General features: G+C 45.1%; 25 protein-coding genes. 13 read left to right on the forward strand and 12 right to left on the reverse strand.

Annotated features, from left to right (window positions below; genetic code table 11):
• On the reverse strand, positions 1-337 hold a 337-nt coding region (locus K8R76_12080; protein ID MCD4848915.1), incomplete at its 3' end, for a DUF4372 domain-containing protein.
• Between the two features lie 162 nt (positions 338-499).
• Here K8R76_12080 and K8R76_12085 point away from each other — a divergent pair.
• Positions 500-1396 carry a GNAT family N-acetyltransferase gene (locus K8R76_12085; GenBank protein ID MCD4848916.1) on the forward strand — a complete coding sequence of 299 codons (897 nt, stop codon included), beginning with the start codon at positions 500-502 and terminating at the stop codon, positions 1394-1396.
• A 37-nt stretch (positions 1397-1433) separates the two neighbouring features.
• On the opposite strand, the gene K8R76_12090 is transcribed toward K8R76_12085, so the two are convergent.
• The gene (locus K8R76_12090) at positions 1434-1655 is read right to left on the reverse strand and encodes a nucleotidyl transferase AbiEii/AbiGii toxin family protein (GenBank protein MCD4848917.1); all 222 of its coding nucleotides are present in this window, start codon (positions 1653-1655) and stop codon (positions 1434-1436) included.
• Between K8R76_12090 and K8R76_12095 the strand changes: the two genes are divergently transcribed.
• The 6 genes from K8R76_12095 (at position 1621) to K8R76_12120 (ending at position 7898) form a co-directional block, all read left to right on the forward strand.
• Positions 1621-1785, forward strand: coding sequence for a 4Fe-4S binding protein (locus K8R76_12095; protein ID MCD4848918.1), 165 nt, complete (start codon positions 1621-1623; stop codon positions 1783-1785). The two genes, K8R76_12090 and K8R76_12095, sit on opposite strands and share 35 nt — an antisense overlap.
• A 531-nt stretch (positions 1786-2316) precedes the next feature.
• Positions 2317-3624: an SAM-dependent DNA methyltransferase gene (locus K8R76_12100; protein MCD4848919.1), complete on the forward strand. Its 1308-nt coding sequence runs from the start codon at positions 2317-2319 to the stop codon at positions 3622-3624.
• Positions 3608-5839, forward strand: a complete 2232-nt coding sequence (locus K8R76_12105) for an ATP-binding protein (protein MCD4848920.1) — start codon at positions 3608-3610, stop codon at positions 5837-5839. The genes K8R76_12100 and K8R76_12105 overlap by 17 nt, the downstream gene beginning before the upstream one ends.
• Positions 5832-6488, forward strand: a complete 657-nt coding sequence (locus K8R76_12110) for a hypothetical protein (protein ID MCD4848921.1) — start codon at positions 5832-5834, stop codon at positions 6486-6488. Before K8R76_12105 ends, K8R76_12110 begins: the two co-directional genes overlap by 8 nt.
• On the forward strand, positions 6488-7129 hold the full coding sequence (locus K8R76_12115; protein MCD4848922.1) for an HNH endonuclease: 642 nt from the start codon (positions 6488-6490) through the stop codon (positions 7127-7129). The genes K8R76_12110 and K8R76_12115 overlap by 1 nt, the downstream gene beginning before the upstream one ends.
• 382 nt (positions 7130-7511) lie before the next feature.
• Positions 7512-7898: a 4Fe-4S binding protein gene (locus K8R76_12120; protein ID MCD4848923.1), complete on the forward strand. Its 387-nt coding sequence runs from the start codon at positions 7512-7514 to the stop codon at positions 7896-7898.
• Between the two features lie 276 nt (positions 7899-8174).
• On the opposite strand, the gene K8R76_12125 is transcribed toward K8R76_12120, so the two are convergent.
• The 4 genes from K8R76_12125 to K8R76_12140 form a co-directional block, all read right to left on the reverse strand.
• The gene (locus tag K8R76_12125; GenBank protein ID MCD4848924.1) at positions 8175-9056 is read right to left on the reverse strand and encodes a Fic family protein; all 882 of its coding nucleotides are present in this window, start codon (positions 9054-9056) and stop codon (positions 8175-8177) included.
• A gap of 371 nt (positions 9057-9427) precedes the next feature.
• Positions 9428-9898 carry a hypothetical protein gene (locus K8R76_12130; protein MCD4848925.1) on the reverse strand — a complete coding sequence of 157 codons (471 nt, stop codon included), beginning with the start codon at positions 9896-9898 and terminating at the stop codon, positions 9428-9430.
• Complete coding sequence (locus K8R76_12135) at positions 9873-10439, reverse strand: RNA polymerase sigma factor (GenBank protein ID MCD4848926.1); 567 nt, start codon at positions 10437-10439, stop codon at positions 9873-9875. The genes K8R76_12130 and K8R76_12135 overlap by 26 nt, the downstream gene beginning before the upstream one ends.
• Positions 10440-10443: 4 nt before the next feature.
• Positions 10444-10824 (reverse strand): hypothetical protein, encoded by a 381-nt coding sequence (locus tag K8R76_12140; protein ID MCD4848927.1) that lies wholly within the window; start codon positions 10822-10824, stop codon positions 10444-10446.
• 1041 nt (positions 10825-11865) lie between these two features.
• Here K8R76_12140 and K8R76_12145 point away from each other — a divergent pair.
• A complete protein-coding gene (locus tag K8R76_12145; GenBank protein ID MCD4848928.1) occupies positions 11866-12297 on the forward strand; it encodes an outer membrane insertion C- signal in 432 nt (143 codons plus the stop codon).
• Between the two features lie 337 nt (positions 12298-12634).
• On the opposite strand, the gene K8R76_12150 is transcribed toward K8R76_12145, so the two are convergent.
• The 3 genes from K8R76_12150 to K8R76_12160 all read right to left on the reverse strand — a co-directional run bounded on the left by K8R76_12150 (position 12635) and on the right by K8R76_12160 (position 14561).
• Positions 12635-13393 (reverse strand): alpha/beta hydrolase, encoded by a 759-nt coding sequence (locus tag K8R76_12150; protein ID MCD4848929.1) that lies wholly within the window; start codon positions 13391-13393, stop codon positions 12635-12637.
• A gap of 270 nt (positions 13394-13663) precedes the next feature.
• Entirely contained in the window at positions 13664-14272 is a 609-nt protein-coding gene (locus K8R76_12155) for a DNRLRE domain-containing protein (protein ID MCD4848930.1), read from the reverse strand.
• Between the two features lie 25 nt (positions 14273-14297).
• Complete coding sequence (locus K8R76_12160) at positions 14298-14561, reverse strand: hypothetical protein (GenBank protein MCD4848931.1); 264 nt, start codon at positions 14559-14561, stop codon at positions 14298-14300.
• Between the two features lie 13 nt (positions 14562-14574).
• Here K8R76_12160 and K8R76_12165 point away from each other — a divergent pair, with 13 nt between their 5' ends.
• Positions 14575-15114: a pyridoxamine 5'-phosphate oxidase family protein gene (locus K8R76_12165; protein MCD4848932.1), complete on the forward strand. Its 540-nt coding sequence runs from the start codon at positions 14575-14577 to the stop codon at positions 15112-15114.
• A 36-nt stretch (positions 15115-15150) separates the two neighbouring features.
• On the opposite strand, the gene K8R76_12170 is transcribed toward K8R76_12165, so the two are convergent.
• From K8R76_12170 to K8R76_12180, 3 genes are read right to left on the reverse strand one after another with little or no spacing between them, the layout of a single operon-like run.
• Positions 15151-16167 (reverse strand): hypothetical protein, encoded by a 1017-nt coding sequence (locus K8R76_12170; protein ID MCD4848933.1) that lies wholly within the window; start codon positions 16165-16167, stop codon positions 15151-15153.
• 37 nt (positions 16168-16204) lie between these two features.
• The gene (locus K8R76_12175) at positions 16205-18928 is read right to left on the reverse strand and encodes a TonB-dependent receptor (GenBank protein ID MCD4848934.1); all 2724 of its coding nucleotides are present in this window, start codon (positions 18926-18928) and stop codon (positions 16205-16207) included.
• A complete protein-coding gene (locus K8R76_12180) occupies positions 18928-19965 on the reverse strand; it encodes a hypothetical protein (GenBank protein MCD4848935.1) in 1038 nt (345 codons plus the stop codon). The genes K8R76_12175 and K8R76_12180 overlap by 1 nt, the downstream gene beginning before the upstream one ends.
• A gap of 184 nt (positions 19966-20149) precedes the next feature.
• On the opposite strand from K8R76_12180, the gene K8R76_12185 reads away from it, so the two are divergent.
• From K8R76_12185 to K8R76_12200, 4 genes are all read left to right on the forward strand, one after another.
• The gene (locus tag K8R76_12185) at positions 20150-20344 is read left to right on the forward strand and encodes a transposase (protein MCD4848936.1); all 195 of its coding nucleotides are present in this window, start codon (positions 20150-20152) and stop codon (positions 20342-20344) included.
• A gap of 256 nt (positions 20345-20600) precedes the next feature.
• A complete protein-coding gene (locus K8R76_12190) occupies positions 20601-20978 on the forward strand; it encodes a hypothetical protein (GenBank protein MCD4848937.1) in 378 nt (125 codons plus the stop codon).
• 468 nt (positions 20979-21446) lie between these two features.
• Positions 21447-22031 (forward strand): hypothetical protein, encoded by a 585-nt coding sequence (locus K8R76_12195; GenBank protein MCD4848938.1) that lies wholly within the window; start codon positions 21447-21449, stop codon positions 22029-22031.
• 103 nt (positions 22032-22134) lie between these two features.
• The coding region (locus tag K8R76_12200) for a hypothetical protein (GenBank protein MCD4848939.1) at positions 22135-23212 on the forward strand (1078 nt) is incomplete at its 3' end.

Consider the following 23212-nt stretch of genomic DNA (forward strand, 5'->3'; position numbering starts at 1 on the left):
CGGCGTAGAGCTTGATGGCAATATCGATGAGTACTTGAGCAAATTCGGCATAGATACGCCAGTCCCGATTCATGTTGGCGTTGGAGAGATTGTTGAGAGACACCCCTCCACGTAATCCCATATGGTAAAGCTTGTTATGGTTTGCATTTAAACATGCAACAATATCCCGGAGGCCGTTCCTGTAAGTGAGTTGACCGAAAGCCATACAGTAGAATTGACTCCTGCATCTGAAATGTTTTACGTAGGAATTACCGGAATACTTGCTTACACAGCGATCGAAAGCCTCTCTTGGCAAATAATCCATCAATTGTGAAAAGACCAAACGCCCTAAATGCATACATCCTCCATCCGTGGTATAGTAGATAATATGGAGGAAGTGCGTTCAAATCGTGTACAAGAAAATATTGCTCTATGTTACTGGTAACACATAAAATACTGGAGTGATAATTTACGTTAATGGGACACTAGTGTAATCGGATAGTAAAAAGGATAAATAATAATGACTGGAAATATAATAATCAGAGAACTTGAATTAAATGAGTTTGACTTATGGTTCTCTATGGATGATGAGTCTGAATTATCTGAACAATACAAGCTTAAATTTGATAAGCGATATAATAAGCACAGCAATATTGATAAGAGATGTTTCTTACTTGCATTTTCAGATGAAAAGAGTCTCATTGGACGATTGTTTGGTGTGTTTCTGGACGACAAAATATACTCAATTGAGACTATAGATTCTGCTAGCAAAGATAGCGAAGTTGTTAATAATGCCTTTGGCGAATATTTGTATGCATCTTTTGCTGTTGACGGAATAGAAGTTCTATCTTGGAGGCGAGAAAGCGAAGAGTACATTAATAAGTTACTTAAGTATTCCGGGTTTGTTGTAAGCAATGAAAAAGTATTTGTTGAAAGAAATGTTAATGGATACAGCTCTCCATATACTTCGAAAATTAGCTTCAGGTCCTTTGCTGGCTTTGATAGTGAATATATTGAAGCAGTTTTGAATAAATCAGTTGCTGGAACTGATTTGTTCAGTGAAGTTGCTGCTCCAAATAGCCTGCTTGATAGAATGAAATCCCTGGGTGATGGAAGCGAGACTCAGATGGAATCGTGGGAGATAGCATTTTTAGATGATACCCCTGTAGGAGTTGTATTGCCAAGTATATATGATGGAGAAGAAGAGGGAACACTACTTGTTGTTGCAGTATTCGAAGATGTTCGTGGTGAAGGATATGGTACAATTCTTCACGCTCGTGGCCTTGAGGTGCTTGGTCAGAATGATGTTGAGAAATACATGGGATCTACTGAAAGTGATAACTTAGCTATGCAAAGAATATTTAGGAGACACAACTGTAAGTTTGTTGATAGACAGATCTATTTCGCAACAATGTGAAATCTATTTGGATATTGCGAAGCTGCAAGAATCTTATTCATTGGATCACCTCGGAGAACCGGTTGATCAGACTCCAGCACTTCGAGAGAGATGTACCACCTTTGAACTTGATGTTCTGGCCCCATTCTGGAATACTGAAGAGTTCTCGGAGAATCCAGCACACCCAGTAATCCTTCTCCAGCGATGCGGCTGGCAGATTTAACTGCTCTTGAGCCTGCTCGCAGATTAGGCGGCGGCGTTCAGCAGGGTGGAAGAGCATCCTGGACGAGGACTTCTGCGCGGGATGTGGTAGCTGTTCCACAGTCTGCCCCTCAGGCGCGATGGAGCAACTGGGCTACAACGAAGAACAAACCCTCGATATGGTGGATTTCTCCCTGGTAAACCTTTAGCATCTCACTGCTTCGCACTGAAACCGGTAAAATGCTCTGGAATCTCTTCATTCCCATTTCCTCTTCGTAGTAGTTAAAAGGATCAATAGGGTAGAATCTGCTGATAGGATCGGTTCAAGGAATCTTTCATTGTATCATTCATCGTCAGATATCTTCTGGAGGATTGTCCTTGACCTGAGAGGTAAACATATGTATACATCTCTTGTGCGGATAATGGTGATCCAGTTTCAGGGAGAGGTTTGTTTTTGTTGCAGGATTACTGGCGTAAACTAGACAGTATTGACGTTGACCGGGAATATTTATGGCGGTATCCTTGACTTCAGATAAAGCAAATGAGAAAAAGGGAACAGAAAAGCTATATTGGAAGCTGATTCTGAAATGGAGAGAAATCCAGTTTCCTTATATTTTACTGAAAGCATAGACTGAATTTTGGGATTCTTTTAATCTTGGCTGGATGTTGAGAGTAGTTATGTTGGTACAATCGGGTTGCGTGAAGATTTATTACAATATTTTAGAGAAGAGAAGCACTCTATGAATGAATCCATGCGCGCATTCAATGATTACAATGTAAGTCTTACAAAACTGTATCATGAGATTGTTCTTGGGAAATTGCATGTGCAGACAGAATTGCAGGTAACTGCTGATATGGTTGCTGATGAGTTACGACGCATTATCCCGATTGACCGTTTGCGAAAGGCGGGGAGTTTTTTTACAGGTGATGTTCTGGCAGGTAGGGCAACTGGGTCGGTTTCAGACCATGGGCTTATTCTGGATCCTGCTTGTGGGGCAGGAAGCCTGCTTACTGCGTTTACAAAGAAACTTACGGTGAAGACGACACTTGCTGATACCTTACGAGAATGGGGCAGGGTATTGTATGGGTGCGATCTCTTCCCGGAATTCGTTGAGGCTACTAAATTGCGTATTATTCTTGAGGCTATAAGCAGGGGGGTTCAACTCAACGGAGATTCTCTGGATGAGCTGAAAGATTTGTTGTATGGGATTAAACAGGGTGATGGTCTTAGGTCGGTTCCTCCAGAAAAATGTACTCATGTATTAATGAATCCTCCGTTCAGATCAGTTCCTGCTCCAGCAAATTGCCAGTGGGCCGGGGGGAAGCTGAATGAAGCTGCTCTTTTTGTTGAATACTATTTACAGCGTATTCCAGAGAATTGTACTTTGATTGCTATTCTTCCTGAAGTGTTGAGATGTGGTACTCGATACGAGAAATGGAGAGCTTGGCTCGAAGAGAATTTCACTGCAGAAGTAACACTCAGCGGACAGTTTGACACAAAGACCGATGTTGATGTTTTTCTGCTTGCCGCATCAAGATTGTCTACGCAAAAGTCGGGGGAGAATCAAATTAACTGGAGAACACAAACGGATGAACCGACAGTTCTTACCGTTGGCTCTTTATTTGACGTGAGAGTTGGTTCTGTGGTGCCTTACAGGGATGAGATTGCCGGAAAAGAATATCCATTTGCTTGCCCTTCGAACTTACCACGCTGGGGAATTGTCAGTGAGTTTAAGGATCGTTGCGGATATGTCGGTCGGAAGATTAACCCACCATTTGTTGCGATCAGACGGACTTCCAGTCCATCCGACAGAGAAAGAGCGGCAGCAACAATTGTTATAGGCAAAGAAGCGGTGGCAGTGGAGAATCATCTAATTGCTGCAAGTCCTCGTAAGGGCGGTTTACGTGCTTGTAAAAGGCTGTTGAAATTGTTGAGAAGCGCAGAGACCAACAGGTTTCTTAATCGGCGAATGCGTTGTCGTCATTTGACTGTTGGAGCTGTAAAGGAGATCAATATTCAGGAGAAGATTCATGCCCAAACTGATTGAAAGTCTACCATTTGAAATAGAAGCACGCGTTCCTATTCAGCTTGGCCGTGAGAGTATTTCCAGCTCGGTTGTGGCGGTATCCGAGCTGGTCAAGAATGCATACGATGCAGATGCAAATAAAGTGATTATTGAATTTCACAATCTTGGCCAACCGGATGCATGGCTTTTGATTCAGGATGATGGTGAAGGGATGGATTCTGATTCATTTGCTAATCATTGGATGCGTATTGGTACTGACTCCAAGACGGACGTATCAAGGTCAAAAAAGAACAGGATACTTACTGGATCAAAGGGTCTTGGAAGGATGGGTATTGATCGATTGTGCAAAACTCTCACAGTACGAACAAAAACATCTTCCATGACAGATACAATTGAGGCCAGGATAGATTGGACTAAGTATGAACAAAAGGGTAAAACTCTTTCAGAAATAAAACACGACATTTACCGGATTGCTTTGGAAGAAACCGACTCATTTCCCGAAGCTGATGACCACGGCACTCGTCTAATAATGCATGACTTGAAAGATGAATGGTCTGAAGATTTCCTGAAAGTTCTCAGGCAGGAGCTTAGTCTCCTTGTTTCTCCATTTGAAGGCATTGATGATTTTACTATTGAATTGAAAACAGGCATCAAGGAACTCGATGGGCCATTGATATCACCTGGAATGCTAGAAAGTGCTTTATGGAAACTTGACTTCGAAGTGACTGAAGACGGTCAAGTTACAGCAAGAGCATCATCTACTCTCTTCGGTGAAGATTGTATAGACGGCCCACACGACTGGCAGGAATGGCTAAAGGATAGAAGCGGTGAACCACGATGCGGAGAGTTCAAGTTAGTCTTGTTTTTTATTCCAGCAACCGCACCAGGATTAAAGGAACTCAGTTTCTCGCACAAGGACTGGACGACTTTCATGTATGCGAACAGTGGGGTGCGCATATATCGTGACAATTTTCGAGTTCGCCCCTATGGCGAAACCACAGGAAAGGGTGACTGGCTGGATCTTGGCCTTAGGCGTTCTAGAAGCCCTGGGGGTGTGACCCAAAATGGCTGGAAAATTGGACCACACCAAGTTGTTGGAGCGATCTTCATCAGCAGAGAGAGTAATCCTGAACTTGTAGATCAGACTAATCGTGAGGGAATAGTCGAAGGAGATGCTTTCTTTGACTTAAGGGGTGCAGTTTTAAAGGCAATCACCTTTTTCGAGCAACAAATTCACAAAAGTGCTGTCAAGCGTAGCGAACCGAAACCAACAGAAAAAGCCAAATCTGTGTATACCGCTATTCAGGATGAATACCGGGAGAAGTTGAATAACGCCGTAAAGAAAGCATCTACTAAGAATCAAAGCACAGAGGGTTTTAAGAGTCTCCTTGCTGATTTCTCAAAAGTGGTAACTGCTGCCGATGAAATGCAAAGGTCAATTGAGCAGGAAATCAAGGAGATGCAAGACGACAAGGATACAATGGCCAATCTTGCGTCATTGGGCATTCTGACAGTTTGTTTTGGTCATGAAGCAAAGGAATACACTAATCTTGCAGCGGCAAGTGCAGTTCTTCTTTTGCGAGCGTACCAACAAGGTCATTTTCATATGATAGCTCCGTATGATGACGAATTTATGGAAAAGATTAAAATAATCAAGGATAGTACAGAATTCATAAAAACATTTGCTGGATTCGCATTGGGTAATGTACGCCCTGACAAGCGCAAGCGAACTAATGTCAACTTGGCTAAAGTAATTCATTTGCTGTTCAAGGCAATGGATAAGTCACTTAGACGACAAAACATCGATATTGACTGCTCGGAGGTAGAGGAACACATACTACCGGTAAGAGCATTTGAGATCGATCTTGAAAGTATCATTGTCAACCTGTTAACAAACTCAGTTACTGCTCTTACAGATACTCCGGCAGAGAAGAGAAGAATTGTTATTGGGTTGAAACAGATTGATGCACACATTGAGTTGACTTTTTCTGACTCTGGATGTGGTATTGAAGCTGGAACGGAAGAGCAGATATTTCATCCGATATTCAGCACCAAGCGAGATAGGAAGGGTAATGTAGAGGGGACAGGTATGGGGCTTGCGATCGTGAAGACTTTCATTGAGGATCATGCTGGTGGATCAATCAAAGTGATTCCAAATGGGTCTCTTGGTGGAGCCGAGTTTGTCATTCGGATTCCTGTTGCTCCGCGAAGTGGAGGCAGTGGAAAGAATGAATAATCAGAAGAAAGTACTCTGGATTGACGAGGAGCCAAGAGCTCTCTCTATTTTTACTGTGTTTCTTCAGGAGTGTTTTGGAGACGAAATCTTTGTTATTCCTAAAGCCCCTGAAAGAAAGCTGGGTGAAATGATTGATCATATTTGTAGTCAGCAGAACCTGGTGGCTCTTGTGGTTGATCAGCGCTTGAAATCCACTGGAATGGCGGAATACACTGGTATAGACCTAATCGAGAGAGTTCGAGGTTTATTCCCAATACTTCCAATTTACATTCTGACAAATCATCAGGATGATATTGGTGATTTGGATTACCAGGTTGAATATGTTTTGGAGAAAGACAATCTCTATGATGATAACTACATTAATACCTTGAAGGCGAGAGTTCGCCGTCATGTTGATGTGTATAATGTTATCATGTCAGACAGAGAGATTCGATTCGATGAATTGCTTCGAGCATCGCTTGAACGTGAGTTGAATTCCGATGAGATGAAAGAAATGCAAGAACTCGATTATCGAAGGTCGAAAGTTATTCTTGCCGATGAGTTCGTATGGGCTGAGAAGTTGAAGGGAAAACTTGACCAGCAGTCTGAGTTACTGGATCGTCTTCGTCAGGATATTGAATCTGATCAGAATAAACCGGAGAAGAAGTAATGACAATCGATGATCTGTTTTATCCAATCATAAAACGGCGATCAACTTATATTGGCAATGGTGATGGGTATGTCTCTCGTTATTCTAATTATCGCATTGAGATTCAGGAAGACTGTGGAGGTCGTTGTGTTTATTGTGACATCAAACATGCAGAGATTGGCTATGAGGGGATGCATCTAGACCATTTCCGCCCACAGAAATACTTTCCTCAACTAACTGATAACCCAGCCAATCTAGTTCTCGCCTGTCCAAAATGTAATCGCCTTAAATCGTACAAGTGGCCTGCTTCCAAGAAAATAAATGCGTGTTCACATGAAGGCAGAACTGGTTTTGTCGACCCTTTCAAAGAATCTCGAAGAGAGTACTTTACAGTGAGTACTGATGGGTCTTTACACTCTCTGCAGGATCCAGCCAAATATGTGATTAAGCTGATGAAACTTAACCGGACTGCCCGTATTCAGGTGCGACGAAACCGTATCATCCAAAACGAGATAAGAGAGTTGTCAGAAAAGTGTTGTAGCTTGATCTCTGAGCTTATTGAAAGTAGCAAAGCAGATCGAATCACTGCTGATGAGGCCCTACGCACTGTAGCAAAGTACAACTCTCGATTGGCTTCACTGAATAAAATGTTGGCTGTCTAATAATTCATCTTCATCATGGTATTGATTTCTTTTCCATACTGTCTGCTGCTGTCGGCTATTTTACACCTCGCATGGAAAGACGCACGGAAAATAATTCTATGCAAAAACATAATTTGTGTTTTGGGTAATACGCATGGAATAGTTCCCCTGCCAGCGATAGAAATTGTATTTAGGTTGATGAGGAAGCAAACAGTACAGGTTCAGTCACAAGGAGTCCTGATCGTCCTACAAGATCCAGTCATGAGTGAAGGTGCTGGTGTTGGGTCTTCTTCCTGCGGGCATCAGGACTGTATCCCTTCCATGCTGGATGGAAGCATGAACTTATGGCAAGCGGAAACATCCTTATATTCCTGAGACTATAAACCTGCTCGATGATCTTCGGTTGTATTTCTCGTTCTGTCTTGAGGGAATATTCCTTGCCGGACTTGCTCATTCACCCAAGAACATGGATGAGACCGTTTCTCAGGCCAAGGCTGCCGCAGAACGGGCCTGCATCATCATAAGCTCTGACAAGTATCTGTCAGTGGCCAATATAGCCAGTGTGGACCCCGACGTCTGCATAGGATGCGGAATGTGCGTTTCCGTATGTCCCTACATCGCCCCGAGCCTGATATGGAAGAACGGCAGACAGGTCTGCTCAATCAATACGGCTCTCTGCAAAGGCTGCGGTAGCTGTTCCACAGTCTGTCCCTCCGGCGCGATGGAGCAGCTGGGCTACAGTGAAGAACAAACCCTCGAAATGGTGAATTTCTCCCTGGTAAACCTTTAGCCATTCTACGGTGTAGCGCACTGCTTCGCTGTGCATCCGGTCAAATGGTCTTGTAAAGCCGGAAAAGCTACAGTTGTGTACGTTTCTTCAGACCGGGATGAAGATTCATACCAGTTTACTCTTATATGAATCTTTCTACAACTTACTATATTTCAGCAACAATTTCCAAAAAGGGGTTTGAAGTTTTGCCTGTTGGGGTCGCCATTCCTTTATCCAGCTCTTGAGAAATAAATCAATTCAGATAAATTGCGAGTTCCTGTTTCATTCATTTCTTGCTTAACTGGTTGGATCACCAATTTTCCATACTCCCTTTTCCAGGAAAGCTTCAATGGTTTGGCGTTTTGCTTTATTGATTAAATTCGAGTGCGAAAGATTATTCTGCTTTGCGTATTCGTTAAGAGTAATGATGTCCATTCCATCCAGATAGGCTAATCGTTTATGATAACTGCTGGTAATTGCTTTCCCAACTATTTCTTCCATAATCGAACTGCTGCTATTTCTGTCAAACTCTTCAAAGGCATCATAGTACAATGTACGGTCGATGAATTTAATGTTTATAGGTACATAACCTTCGCGGATCAGTAAAAAGTTGTTAAGCACCCTTCCTATTCTCCCATTACCATCGACAAACGGATGGATGTGTTCAAAACTGAGATGGAAGACAGCAATTCTTTTTATAATACTCTCATTCACCGAAGAATTGTATCTGATAAACATGTTCTCAAGTTTGTCTGTAATGTGTTTAGGATCAGAAGCGATATGATTTGCAACTCTTACCCATTCATCAATTTTCCTGAACCGACCTGCTATATCATCGCGAATATTCGTTATCAACATTTTATGCAGAAGCAGTATCATTTCCAGGTTCAGTTCCTGCTCCTTTGCTTTTGTGTCTATGTATGTAACTACTCGAGCCAGGTTCCGAGCTTCGAATAATTCGCGTCCGGAGACATATCGGTCTAAATCGAGATGAAGGAGTATTTTCTCAGTTTCCTCCAAACTCAGGGTGCTGTTTTCAATAGCATTTGAATTATAGACCTGTTCTGCAACCTCTGCTTCACTGATTAGTTTAAGCAAGGAATCCTTATTGCGAGCAGATTGATAATACCGTTCTCTCAATGAATCAATTTTCTTATAGACACTCATTACTTTTCCCATAACTTGAATTTAACAATTTTTCACGCTTTTGGCAACAATATAGAAAACCGCAACGGAAACATGGTGTATTTTCACGCTTTTGATGACAATACAGTTAACAATAGCGGTAATATGATGTGTTTTCACGCTTTACCAGCAGATATCATCTTGAAGTGTCCGAAGTGCGGAGGAGAGATGAAAGTTATCTCCTTCATTGTGCAGCCTTCAGTTATCAGGCGGATTCTCAAATACCTCGATCTCTGAGAAGACCCTAGACCTCGTCTGCGAGCCGTGTGCTGACTACGTTCTTTGGCAGGATGACGTGCCCGAGATAGAAGTCGGTTGAAACCTTCCAGACCAGGCATCAGGGGGCAGGTGTGTCTTCAATTGCTCTACTCTTCCTGTACCAGCGAAGCCACTACCGAAAGAATTCCCATGAGTACGATTCCCACCCCGATCATCAGGGGAACGGAATTATTGTTATCGACAGCTGCGAGTGCATTATCGATGAGGGTAGACAGCAGTTCGATACCTGTTTCGGGCACGCTCGAGTCGTGCAGGATTCGCAGCAGGACCGTGAATAAAGCTGCTCCGGAAAGAAGTGTGACCACCATCTGCCAGATCGGGAATTGAGGCGGGCGCATGGTCAGGATCTTCGAGAGAACATTCAACTTAAGATCCGGTGGTGCTGCATCCTGCAGCGTGCATTCGACGAGTCCGTTCTGCAGGGAACGCTCGAGCTTGAGTTCGCGTTGGCAGATGGGGCAACCCTCAAGGTGCTTCTCGAAGAGCGATCTGTCACTCTCATTCTGCTCACCCATAAGGTAGGAGAGTACGCTAGTCGATCTGCTGCAGGAGTTCATCCTCGTGTCCTCTCAGGAGTTCTCTCAGTTTCTTTCTGGCCCGGTGGAGGTAAACGCGGACATTAGGCTCCGGTATCCCCATGATACGTCCAACTTCCATAAGACTCAACTCTTTCCAGTAGGCGAGAGTGATAAGCTGTTTGTCGCGTTCGGAGAGCCTGCATACAGCTTGCTCGAGCAGAATAATACCCTCTTCTGAAAGCTCTGGTTCACATTCGAAGGAGCTCTTGACGAAATCTTCCTCAGACATGCTGACTTCCTTCCTGATCCTTTTTCTGCGGAGGTGATCCAGTGCTGTCCGCCGAGCGGTTGAGCATATCCACGACGGAAAGCTCTCGTGCTTCCGAAGGCTGCGGAGTTTGGTCCAGGCTTTCACGAACGTCTCCTGCGCCAGGTCCAGTGCGGTGTCCCGGTCGTTAACCATCCGCAGAAGCAGAGTGTGCACCAACCCGCCGTAATCATCGATCAACCTGCCGAAGGCCTGTCTGTCGCCCTCGCAGGCTAACCTGACATCGCTCAGCCTGTCCGGGTCGGTTATCAACTCTCTATTCCGTTTTCGTGTTTCGATCCATCATGTACCAGACCGCAATAAGTGCCAGTCCGAATACCAGTCCAGCACCAGCCGCGGCCAGACACGCTTCAACGCCGATAACAAGACCTACCACGAGCGAAGAGAGACTCAGCCCGATCACGACAAAACCGGTCCTGAAAAAACCGGTTCTACGCCGGGGAACTCTCCTCTTCTCCATCATCTTTATCATCCGCTCTACTTCCTCGGGACTCCTACCTGATTCGAGCGCTTGATTGATCCTCTCATACTTCTTCTGGGCTAGGTGGTGTCTGTTCATGAGTATGACCAACGCAAGGATTACCGGTCCGCCTATCGACAGGAGCAAAGCTATGATCCGAACTCCCTCATCTCCCATTTTTTTCTCCTTCCATTACTCTTGGATATATTATACGATGTCTTCATCCGTACAGACGAGATATCGCTGATTTCGTTACAGTATTGGAGATTCTCATTTTAGTCCGGCTGGCTACTCCTTTGAATTTATGAGTTAGAATACTATACTGTAAGCTCCTGATGTGTGTACAGATATCTTCACATAATCGGTATATGGACGAAACCGGGGATCAGGATGCAAGTTATTTGAAGTGGATCAATGAAAACAGTCTCAGGAATGTTCAGTCTTTTGCTTCTTTTTATCATATCCATCATTTCCGGGAAGCCGTGCATGCGCTATGATCACAGCAGTAGCTGAACATCTGGCTGTCAGGCGCTTCACCTTTCACCGGGAGGTGATTGGTGGACGCGTTTTGCATATACCCGGACGAATATGCTATTTAGAGAAAATTCCCGGAATGGCTTGAAATCAAGATTACTATTGTTACATTTCCGGTAGAATAGCGATTAGTAGTAAGAAAGACGATATCACCGCCGGCTTTTTCATCTGACAAGACAAAACCTATAATTGTCAGGTCATGTCAATTCAAAGCTTCGAGATGCAGATTGCGAATTTCAATGAATACTTATACGCTTATGCGTTGCTCTATTTCTATCTTGTATAATTAGTGAGACTGGCATGCTTGATCATAACTGAGACAATAACCATAATATAAAATCCCTGACAGGATTGAGATTACTTCTAACCGGGTCATTCTTGAAGGGTTTATGAAGTCTCTTGAAGACGCGTTAAATTCTCAAGTATGTTCAAGATGCCACTCAACGAAGACAGGTATTTCATGGAAGTTCACATAAATCTCAGGCTGGTGGATTTCTCTCTGGTGAATCTTTAACGCCTTTGGGTCAGACGTCACTTGAAGCACATGCAAAACTTTCCTCAAAGTATCCCAGATCTTAACGTTGACCGGGAATAATACTGCCGGTATCCTTGACTTGAGATAAAGAAACTGAAAAAAAAAGTGATATTGGTAGATTATTCTGAAAACAAAACAGGAGAAAGAGAATGAAAAAGCTATTCGCACTTATTGCATCAGTACTGTTAATTGCATCAGTTGCATCAGGAATAAGTGAGCTAGGTGTCCGATTTGGAGATGTGTCGGGTGGTGATATAGCTGTTGATGCTATAATTTCTATAGGACAGTATAGCCGGATTCATGCTGACGTATCTTTTGGAAATGGTGTAGGTATTGATTTACTCGTGGACTTCCTGTACAAACGTTTTGGTAGAGAAGCTTTAAATTGGTATGCTGGTTTTGGACCTTTTGTGGTTTTTGATGATCCATTTCAACTCGGAGTCGTTGGTGAACTGGGTTTCGAATATAGATTCACATTTCCAATATCAATAAGTGCTGATTGGAGGCCATCCTTCAGGATAATAGAAAACACAGACCTTAGTGCAGGTGGATTCGGTCTGAATATCCGTTTGGTCTTTTAAATTGGGACCGTCAATTGGGACCGGACTTCACTTGCGACACTTGCCCAATAGCGTGAGTAGAATTAATTATACATATCCTGGTAGATAAAAATTGACAGGTGTACTGTCCCCGGAACGGCGGAAAATCCAAATTACATGGAGCAGCTGTGTTACAGCGAAGAACAGACCCTCGAAATGGTGAATTTCTCACTGGCAAACCTTTAGTCGTTCTACAGTGTATCGTACTGTTTCGGTGTGAATCCGGTCAAATGCTCCTGAATCCCTACATTCCCATTTCCCCTAAGACAGGCCGTTCACTATGCTTCCGATGCAATTCAGTATCTGACTGAACCGGAAATCATTCGGAGGTGACAAACTCCTCCAGCACCCTGCAGTACTGCGGGTAATTCTGTATATCGTTATGAGTCGCATACTTAATGACGACTATTTGCAGGATATCCTGATCAAACTCCGAAATAAGTCTCTCCGTCGACCAGCCGGGTATTACGTCATCCTTCTCTGCCATAATTATAAGCGTCTCTGCAGTGATGCTTCCTGCCCTGCCTGCGGAATCGTAGCGGTCCTTTATCATGAACCTTACCGGCAGAACCGGGTAGGCTGCTCGGGCTACGGTAACCAGGCAGTCGAAAGGCTCTATCAGCACCAGCTTGTCCACCTCTCTCACAGAGGCCAGATAGGTGGCCACACCTGTACCCAGGCTTCTGCCGATGACGGTAACCTTCGAGTGGTTCTGTGATATGTGGTCGTAGATTGCAAGGGCATCCGCGTACAGACCTTCTTCCGTGGGGCTGCCGCCGCTCTCCCCGTAGCCTCTGTAGTTGATCAGGTAGACGGTCCGGTTATCAAAGATAAGTTTAAAGTCGGGGATGTTTGCTTCAGGTCTCTCGGCGTTTCCTCCGAAGTAGATGACAGCTTCGTCACTACCCTCGTTCACTACCCATCCCCTGAGGATGATTTCACCGCTCCGAATTTCTACCGGCTCCTCGCAGGTGTGCAGCACCCCCTGCTGCGGTAAGTAGATGAAAGCTCTCTGGTTCAGATAAAAGTAAACGCAAATTCCCAGGTAAACAACCACTGCTATCAGGATGACTTTTATAAGCGCTCTCCTAACGGATTTTCGTTTCTGTTCTGTTCTCCCGCTACGATTTGTCATATGCATAATTGTAGTTGGTTACTGAAAAATATCCTTTCCCCCGAAGATACCTCTCTGACAATATGAAGGAGAATCTACAGTGGCAATCCGATTCGGCATAATACAAACAGGCGGCGTACGCGAAGACCTTCAGAGCTTCCTCGACTCCGGCCCGTTAAAGTTCCCACAAGATACGAATGGCGGAGCAGATGCTGGAAAGACTTAACTGATCCATTAATCAAATAGAGATTTTATCCTGCCGAAAGTTGTGTGTTCGAGGGAAACCGGTACAAAATCCAACACCAGTTCCGGATCTATCGGACCTTCCTTCGTTCCCATAGAAAATATTGCATAGTCTGTATCATTCTGCAGTATTTGAAAGCCGTAGTTAGGAAAGGACCCATCCACAAAATCCTGAACCCAACCCGTTACATCAATTTCCCACCAGTCATAGGTTGATGGTGCGGTTATGGGGGCAATCCCGGCAGAAGTAGGTTTGTTATTCCAGGTTACGGTCAACTCGTCCCAGTCAGCGTCATTCCTGACAATAAAGATGTTATCCGTCGGAAAATCACCATACGAACCAGTAACCCATAAACGTAGAATGGCGCTGTTGACAGTTGCCCCGGAATAGGCGGACAGGTCGAACTTGATGAGAGAATTCCTCCAATACCCGGAGCCACCACAACCGACCTGGAAACTTATTTCCGAGCCTCTATTAGTATCGGGTGTGTATTCCCACACATCGGCGTCATCAGTTGGGCAAAGTGTTACCGAGTCAGCAATTGTAATGCCCGTGAATATGACCAGAATGAAAACTGTCAAAACTGTATTCTTAAACATGAAATCAAACCTCCGAAAATGTTAGCTACTTACCTTCAATAAATATATCATAATAAATTCCAAGTGCCTTCACTTCTGAAGACATCCTGCCGGCAGGAAACTCCTTCAGCTCTCCCGCATAAAGTCTTTGCCGTGAAGCCTGATCATGCACTTCGGGGCAGAGGCTGTGAGAGAATCTCGCGTTGGAGTGATCTGAGATATAGGACTCTATCTGCTTCCAGTAACCGTCATCATCCCTGACTTTCTTACATGAGGCACAGATTGGAAGCATACCCTGAAGTCGCTTCACATGCGCCTCTTCCATGAAAGATCGTCCCGCATGCTCCCGCCGCATTCGACAAATGTGGGCAACTCTCCTGAAGAAGGTTTGGGATGTTGATGCTCTCAGATGTCCGAAGTGCGGAGGAGAGATGAAAGTCATCTCCTTCATCGAGCAGCCGTTTGTCATCAGGCGCAATACTACTTCGTACATGGCTATCATAGAAGGGACCGAACCCCGTGTCAGAGCGATGGACACACCGCATATTGATGAGAACGGTCTTACCTTCTGTACCGGTACAGGTAAGGATGTCTGCGGACAGCTGCTTGCAAATCCCTCGGTGGAACTCTGCTACTGGAGCATGGAAGAAAAGCTGCAGCTGAGAATTCAAGGAAGAATAAAAATGCTCGATGATAAAGAACTGAAGAAGCATATAGTTGAAACAAGATTCACTTTTCTTAAACCTGTGGTTGAGCAGTTCGGATGGGATACACTGACACTGTTCAGAATTTCAAAGGGTAAAGCAAGAACATGGTCACCCGAGAATCCTGCCCAGATAAACCCGGTGGTCTACGATTTCTAAGGATTCTTCTTATTCAATAAATCGTGCAGTTTACAATTAATCCGAGGTTAGAACCAGAAGATACTCTCCATTTCGATGGGTGGTGATATCAAAAGGAAAGCCGTCTATAGTGAATTCCGTCTCCGCCTGGAATGTATCCCCATTGAGCACAGTGATAACAGTATCGCCATCTTTGAGCGACGCTATATAGAAATAGCTGCCATAGGGGTACGAACAGAGCGAAACTGGCGTTCCTGCTATGGGAAAGTATTCCATGTATTCCGGGACTGGTCTGGCTCTTACAAGGGTAGCACCTCCATCCGAAGAACCCGTTCCCGGATGTATTATGCAGAAAACGCTGTCATTCTGTGATGAGGTGATTTCACCACATGGCATGCCAGTGAATGTTGCAGTGTGCAAGTTGAGCGTTTCAACATCCAGCAGGCATACTGACCCTGTATCATCTGAACAGGCTACCAGAACAAATTCCGGACACGCAGTGTATCCGGATACTGAGGAAGGTGTGTGATACAGGTTGGACTCTTCGATCACTGTGTTAGATGATGTCATTACCTTCCTGATGGTCTGGTCCCCTGAATCGATAACAAAGATGTGGTTGCTGCCATCGGGAGAAACACAGATGTCTACAGGATTCGGTCCGGTGTAGAACTCGTCTATTACATAGTTGTGATTCAGGCTCCACTCGATGATCTTTCCTGCTGGTCCGAGGATATATATCGAGTTGTCCTGCGTAGATCTGATGATTTCGCTGTAACCGCTGCCGGACGGTATTCCAATCAGAAAGGAGCTTTCAACAACCATCGACTGTGAGTTAACTCTGTACAGAACTCCTTCGGTTGTGGCCACCAGGAACTCGTTGTTACCGTTGGAGCAAATTGATCTTGCCCCCTCCAGACCAGACACTACAGTCTCCACCGTGTAGTCGGAAGTCCTTACAAAGCTCACCCCGGAAGTTGCCCCTGTTTCGAACTCAGCAACCTGGTGACATCCGAAAAGGAATGCAAGAGTAATTATTAAGACTATTCCAGAAGAGAATTCCTGTACAGAGGTCATCAGTACATTCAGTAAACGGGATTTCCTGTTCATTGTGTTAAAAGCTCACTCCAAGTCTCAGCATAATATGCCTGGCAGGTGACCAGGTTCCAGGATTCCCGGAAACTCCACCGGGTTCACTGGTTTCCATATAATAACCCGTATCGAAAATCCTGATCAGGTTTTGCCTGTTGAATAGATTGTAGATGGTTAGCCCCAGTTCAATTTCACAGAATCCCGGCCAGAACTGCCTGGTCAGTCCTATATTTGTCTCCATCGTAAAGGGATAGCGTTCCGTATTCACCTGTGGCTGTTCCGATCCACCTGATGGAGGGCTGTAGGGGAATCCACTTCCCCATGTCCAGCTGATGGTCAAGCTGGTTCCTTCAAAAGGCCGAAGCCCTCCCAGCTCAGGTCCCTCTTCCCGTGGTACAACAAGGTTTACTTGAGCGTCAGCGGTATGCCTCTGGTCCCAGTCCAGGTAGCTGTCCTCCGGTGGCGGGAAAGTGAATCCGCTGGATGAGTATCCCCGCTGCTCGACCGAGGAGGAATAGCGACCCTTGGATATCGAGTAAGTGTAGGACATGCTGCCCGAGAGGATACTTCCGGGAAGCCTTAGAAATTTCAGTTCCAGACCCCTGAGAGTGCCGTGACTATCGTCGTTCTCGTATATATAGTATTCCCCGGGGGTCACACTGGAATTGTTCGCCGTTCGGACCAGACCGGTCACATCTTTGTTGAATACTGAAACCGAAATTGAGGAGAGATCGTTGAACCTGTGTCTGAGCCCTGCCTCATATGCAATAGTTCGCTGAGCATCGAGATCAGGATTTCCGATAATGTTGTATGATCCCGACAGGTTGTAGTCTGTACCGTAGAAGAGCTGGTTGAAGTTGGCCATCTGGAAGTAATGCCCGTAGGTGGAAAAGAAAACATCACGGTCGGTTACAGGATGAGATATACCGAGCCTCGGACTCAGCTGGTACTTCCTGGAAACATCGATACTTCCCCCTTCTTCAAGTTCGTACATTGCGGTGTTGGCATCAAACATGTCCAGTCGGATGCCAGGAGTCACCACAAGTCCCCCGGATGATTCCACCTTGGCCATGGCATATAATGCTCCGGAGAATGGATATGCTCTCCACAAGCTGGTGTAGATGTCTCCCTGATCCTCAACATAGACGGAATAGTCGTAAATATCGTAATACCTCGCTTCCAGCCCGGTTTTAAGTTCAATATTACTATTCAGGAAGGAAGTAAGATTAAACTTCAGATTGGTCACGGTGCTGCGCGAATCGAGCCATACATCCGGATGTATTCCTGAATGGTAAAAACCAAATTCATCAGCTATTCTCGGTTGTGGTAGAAAGAAAACGTACCAGTCATTAGGCTCATAGCCTTCGCCTATGTAACCGCCGTTCCGGTCCTCTACCCTCCTCCAGTTACAGGTTCTGTTCTGGTTCAGGCTCAGGTTCATAAAAATTATATCACTGAACGAATGCGTGAGCGATATCGTGGCTCCGGCGTTCTCCTGGAACTTTATGGGAAGCGCATAATCCGGATCCCCCCCAAGGTGAATTTCATCATTGATGTAGACTGCCTGATCGTATCGAGACCATAGCCACTCGTCCCAACCCATATTTCTCCAGGTGTAGTAACTCAGGAGTGATATCCTGGTCCTTCCCGTCGGCCGGTATGTCAACTTTCCCGAGGCTGTTATTCCATTCTGCCAGTTGTTCTCCCAATAGCCCCTGCTGTCCTGAAGATCTCGTCCGCTTCTGATGTAGCTGGCCGCAGCGAAGAAACGCATCTCTCCGGGGATTTCTATCCCGATCGAAGGCAGAATGTGGGTTGTTACGGGTTCGGGACCTCCGATGGAACATTCAAGATTAATCATGTCACTTCGGAAGTTGTTGTTCTCCGAAGGTTCGGAGTAATTTCTGGAGATGTTCTCATAACCGAACTCGGTCATCTCTCCGGTTCGCACCTGCAGGTTGGCTTCAAAGTCATCTCCTCCATCTCTGGTTATCATGTTCACGATACCGGACATTGCATTGCCATACTCGGCGGGAAAGCCTCCGGTTATTATCGAAGTTCTGGAAAGGGCCATAAGTGGTACAGTGGAGATGAATGCATTTGATAAAGGTGACTGCGTGGAAATCCCATCCAGCAGAAATGAGACTTCTCCAGCTCTTCCTCCGCGAACATGGATGGCTCCGCCTCTGGAGACGATGCCGGGCTGCCTGCTCACTACATCGAGTAACCCAATCACGGGCATCAGGCGAATTTCATCCCGGTCGATCACGTATATCGTAGATGGCACGTCCTGAAGTATCAGACTTCGCTGGTCGGTCACTCTGATCACTGTTCTGCCTGCGGCCTGCTCCTGCAGAGAGAAGTCTACTGTGGTAGACTGGTCTGCAACCACAATAATCCCCTCTTTTGTAACCTCCGCCATACCTACCATCCTGGCGGACAAAGAATATTCGGCGGGAGTTAGAATATTGATGAAGTACTCTCCATTTGGATCGGTTATTGCCCCATAGGGTGTTCCATCTACTATCACACTGGCCCCGACCAGAGGATTACCTTCAGCGCTGGTAACTGTTCCTGCAATCCTGCCGGTGGTACCTGCCAGAGCATTCCCGAATACAAGGAGGATAAGTGAAATCACAAGGGATCGGCGAATATTCGAATAATGTCTGTTCTCTTTTAACAACCTGTTCAACCAATCCCGATTCAAAATAGAGATCTCACCTGTTTTCCGGGTCAGTATATTCACTATTGTGAAGCCGCCCACTCCAGGGCGTATTCCAATACAGGGTCAATCCCTTGATTAAAATCCTCTATAGTCGCCTCTATGTACACATCCGGGGCAATACCAGTTTCCTGTATCCAGGTCGAGCTATCGGCAGACAGAATTGTAGCTATTGGGAGGGAATACTCATACCCACCAGCCAGTTCTGAATATATTGGATCGTTAGCGTTGACCTCTCTCATTGTGGTATCTCCAGCCAGGATTACATGGGGAAGCACATCAGCTCTCAGTGCGAACCCCTCCGTTGCACTGGCGCAGCCCTCGCCTATCAGCACTATCACCGGCCGGTCGAAGCAGGTGCTTAAAGAATAATTGTAAACAGGTTCTGGTTCAGAAAGGTCATCATGCTCCGGCCCGTTGCGATACACCCAGTAATAGGCCAGTCCGTCTTCAGTGCAAATCCTCCGTAACAGTTGATATGCAGTCGACGAGTGACCCCCTGAGTTCATTCTTACGTCAATGATCATTGCCGGAGCATCGGGGACATTTTCTATAAGGTTAGTCAAATGATCGACGTTAAGATACTCGTGCATACCCGTGACCATAACGTAGGGAATGGAATCGAACATTGCATAACCCCAGGTGGAATCAGCATCCCAGAATGTGAATCCACCCGTTGAGAGACTGTCAATGTAAGTCCATAGGACTGACATTCTGTAATTATCCTGAACACTAGGTGAATATGAACCGAAAACAAGTCCATCAGGAGCAAAAATCCATATATGAAGATCCTCAAGAAGAGCAAGCATTTGAAGGAGAAGATCTACTAACTCCTGTTGGCTCTGTATCTCGCCGACCTCCGGTCTGTACTGGTCATATACGGCATCCCAGTCAAGATCCAGGAAGATGAATCCTATGTATTCCTGGTCGTAGGTACTCCATACCAGATCGAATTGTGCCACATAGTCATCATGTTCGCCCAGTTCAACCGGATCGGTCAAGCAGGAAATACCTGCAAGAATGAATAAAACCAATACTATCAGTTTAAGAACCTTCAGCATTTTATGCAATTTACTTCCAATATACCTGTATATTTATTTGCTAAGAGAACACATCAGCATTTATATCTTATAATATAATAGTAAGCATTCTTGTCAATGTCTATCTCTTCCTGAGGTATATACCGGTACGATTGTGTCCTTATTTGTCTGTGAATTCCTAGTGGTCGTTTAGGGAGAAGATAAAATCCAAGAACTTGTAGAAGCAGAGTTAGATAAGCATATAAGTCGTAAACCCTATGAGCGTGGTAATGGCTGTACTACGCATCGGAACGGCTTCAAGGAACGAACTCTGACAACCCGTGTTGGAGTGATTTACCTTCGAGTCCCTCAGGCGCGATGGAGCAGCTGGGCTACAGCGAAGAACAAACCCTCGAGATAATGAGTTTCTCTCTGGTAAACCTTTAATATCTCACTGCTTCGCACTGAAACCGGTGAAATGCTCTGGAGGTATCGTCCTTGACTTAGTATGTAAACACCTGTATACAACTCATCAGGATTTAGGAGGTTATACTTGGGCAAATACGCTGTTTGGGAAAATTTGCTGGGATTGTTTGAAATCAAAATTCGTATTCCTGGTTTCAACCTCTCGGTAGGAATCAGTATCCCCGGTTTGAGATGGTGAGGGGCGAAGCGCCATGCCACTCACCTACCGTCACATTCAGGGACGCGACGACTTCCGACCTCTCCTCGATCATGTAATCCAGGAGACCAAGAAGCTGTTGCCACCCAAGGTCGGCGAGTGGCCCGCGATCGAGTCCATCATCATGCAGCTCGACGCGATTCGTCGCTGGACCGCCAACAACCGCGACCCGACCCTCGATGAGCGCAAGAGCATTAGTCTCGGCAAGCTGGTTGCACGCGAGTTCGAGTCTGCGCCCGATAAGGACATTGCCTTGCTCAACGAGCAGCTCTTGGATTTGGCTGATTACGTGAAGCGGTGGCTCACCGATCAGGAACTAGCGGCCTTCGACACTGACGACCTGGTGAGCGACTTCTACGAGTGGGAGCAGTAAGTTTAGGTAAGGCACTGAAGAAGAACTCTTCAGATCGGTTTCCCACTGGCACTGGGTGTGGATTGTTCCGAAGATGATCAGGTAGCACCAACCGTAATCTGCCGAACCAGTCGGCTCTCCAGCGATCACATTCTTGATACGGATATATAGATTACCCCTGACAGGATCATACTGGCATCGGCCACGGAGCCTCAGAAAGATTAGGAAAGATTCTCGCAGATGCTTGAAATACCTCTCAATCAACACGGTTCTGTGCAAATGGGTAATACCCACTGACAAGATCTGGTGATAGAACCATTCAGCAATCCGGTTCCAAAGGAGAGATATGTCCTGATGTGAGGTTTTCGGGCACTCCCGGGAACCACGAGTTTCTGGTTATTCTGGTTTCCTGCAGAAATTTGCCAGCAATGACGTTGACCGGGAAGTATTTCAAGCAGTATCATTGATTTCAAAAGGAGATTATGTAATATGAGAATAATGCTTTCACTTCTGATTGTGGCTTTTTCAATGGTTTCAGTTTCTGGAAGTTCTGGGCTTACGGACGAAAATTCGGATCGGGATGTTGATTGGCACGAGAATGGGCTTGTATCTGATGGTGTTCCGGAATCGATGTTGTGGAATGGAGAAGAGCCTCACACTGATCCTTCCAGGTGGAGTGCGCCGAGGCTTTTTCATACGATCTTCGAGGAAGAGTATGAGGACAGGATTGTTCTTTCCATTGGCGAATTTCCCAGTATTCTGCCCGAGGCTGTCTATTCAGGAAATGAAGCCTACTATTTTCTGCTCGTTGAGCCTGATTTTGGGCGAAGCGGTCCATGGTCAACCAGGATTGTTATAAATGCTGAACAGGAAAAACCAATACTGATCGATCTGATTGATCATTCTTCATCCAGTGTGGTTGTGAAATGGATAAACGAAAAGCTGCTGTTCGGGAGGATCTGGTGGGGACGTGTTCTCGGAACGGATTTCGTGTTTGATGTGGAGGCGCGAAGGATGATCTTCAAGGAGATGGTTAATGATGGCTGCATTCCTTATCAGCAAAGCCATTATTAGTTTGGGTTAAGAATTTGCAGTAAAAAGAAAGAGAAATATCGTGTTTTGGGCGAATTGCAGCATGACGGGAAATCCACCTTCCCATTGCTTGAATGGAGTAAGAATGCGCACTGAATATCATTTCATTACCTGTATTGTAATGATGATTTTAACCGGAACGCTGCAGAGTCAGGCGTATCTAAGCAATCTCGAAGCGGGAAAGGATGATCCTATCTATACAACTTACGCTGCACCGCTAAGCCGTTCGGAATTTATTATTGACGAAGGATACATATTCAAATGGTATGATTTGCAGGACGGGATTGATTTCGAAACGGACAATGGCGGAAGCCTCTGCATCGGGTTTAAACTAAATGGAGAGTTCCGATATTACTTAAATGAACTATTTGCGGAACCGCTTATTACAACATCATACAGTGATTTAGTTAAATATTACTATTATCCTTTTGAGGGAATCCGCGTAGAAATATTTTTTGATGTTTACAGTTCAAGAATTGCTATACAGGATATTCATATCACAAATGAGAGTGCTTCTGATGCGGAGTTAACCGTTTATCCATTTTTCTATCATCATACGGATGAAATCACAGATGTATCAATAATCGATTCTGAATACGACGGTTTTATTTTTCAGCATAAAGAGAGACCGGATGGATGGACTATTTCCCACGGTGTGCCTTATCAGGAAGATCTAATCAATGTTTACATTATTGATTCGGAAGCAGATGGTTTTGGCGCGTATACTCATCTGGCCGATTCTTCTTTCTCAATTACGAACACGCATGGCAACAGCGGCAGGTATAGCGTTCAGAACACTGTCTTTTTCAGCGATGTTTTAAGCAATCGCCTATATAATGCTATTCCTGCGGCTGATGTTGAAATAGCAGCCATGCAGAAAACACTATCAATCCCATCAGGACAGAGTTCTCATCTGCGGATAATCAGAGGAGTGACTGAATCCGAATCTGATGTGAATAATCTTATCGCTGAATGTAGAAGTTTGAGGTTGATTGATTTGCACCGCTTTATAGAGGACGCCGAACAAATTTACGGCAGCATCCCAAATTTAACATTTTCAAACCATGATCATGAAATGCTGTACTGGAGCTCTTTTACATTGATGCGTCAGTGTATGATGCCGCCGGAAGGGGAATGCTCCTATAATTATTATGTTTTCTCAC

This window comes from Candidatus Aegiribacteria sp. (genome assembly GCA_021108435.1).
Lineage (GTDB): Bacteria > Fermentibacterota > Fermentibacteria > Fermentibacterales > JCC-6 > Aegiribacteria.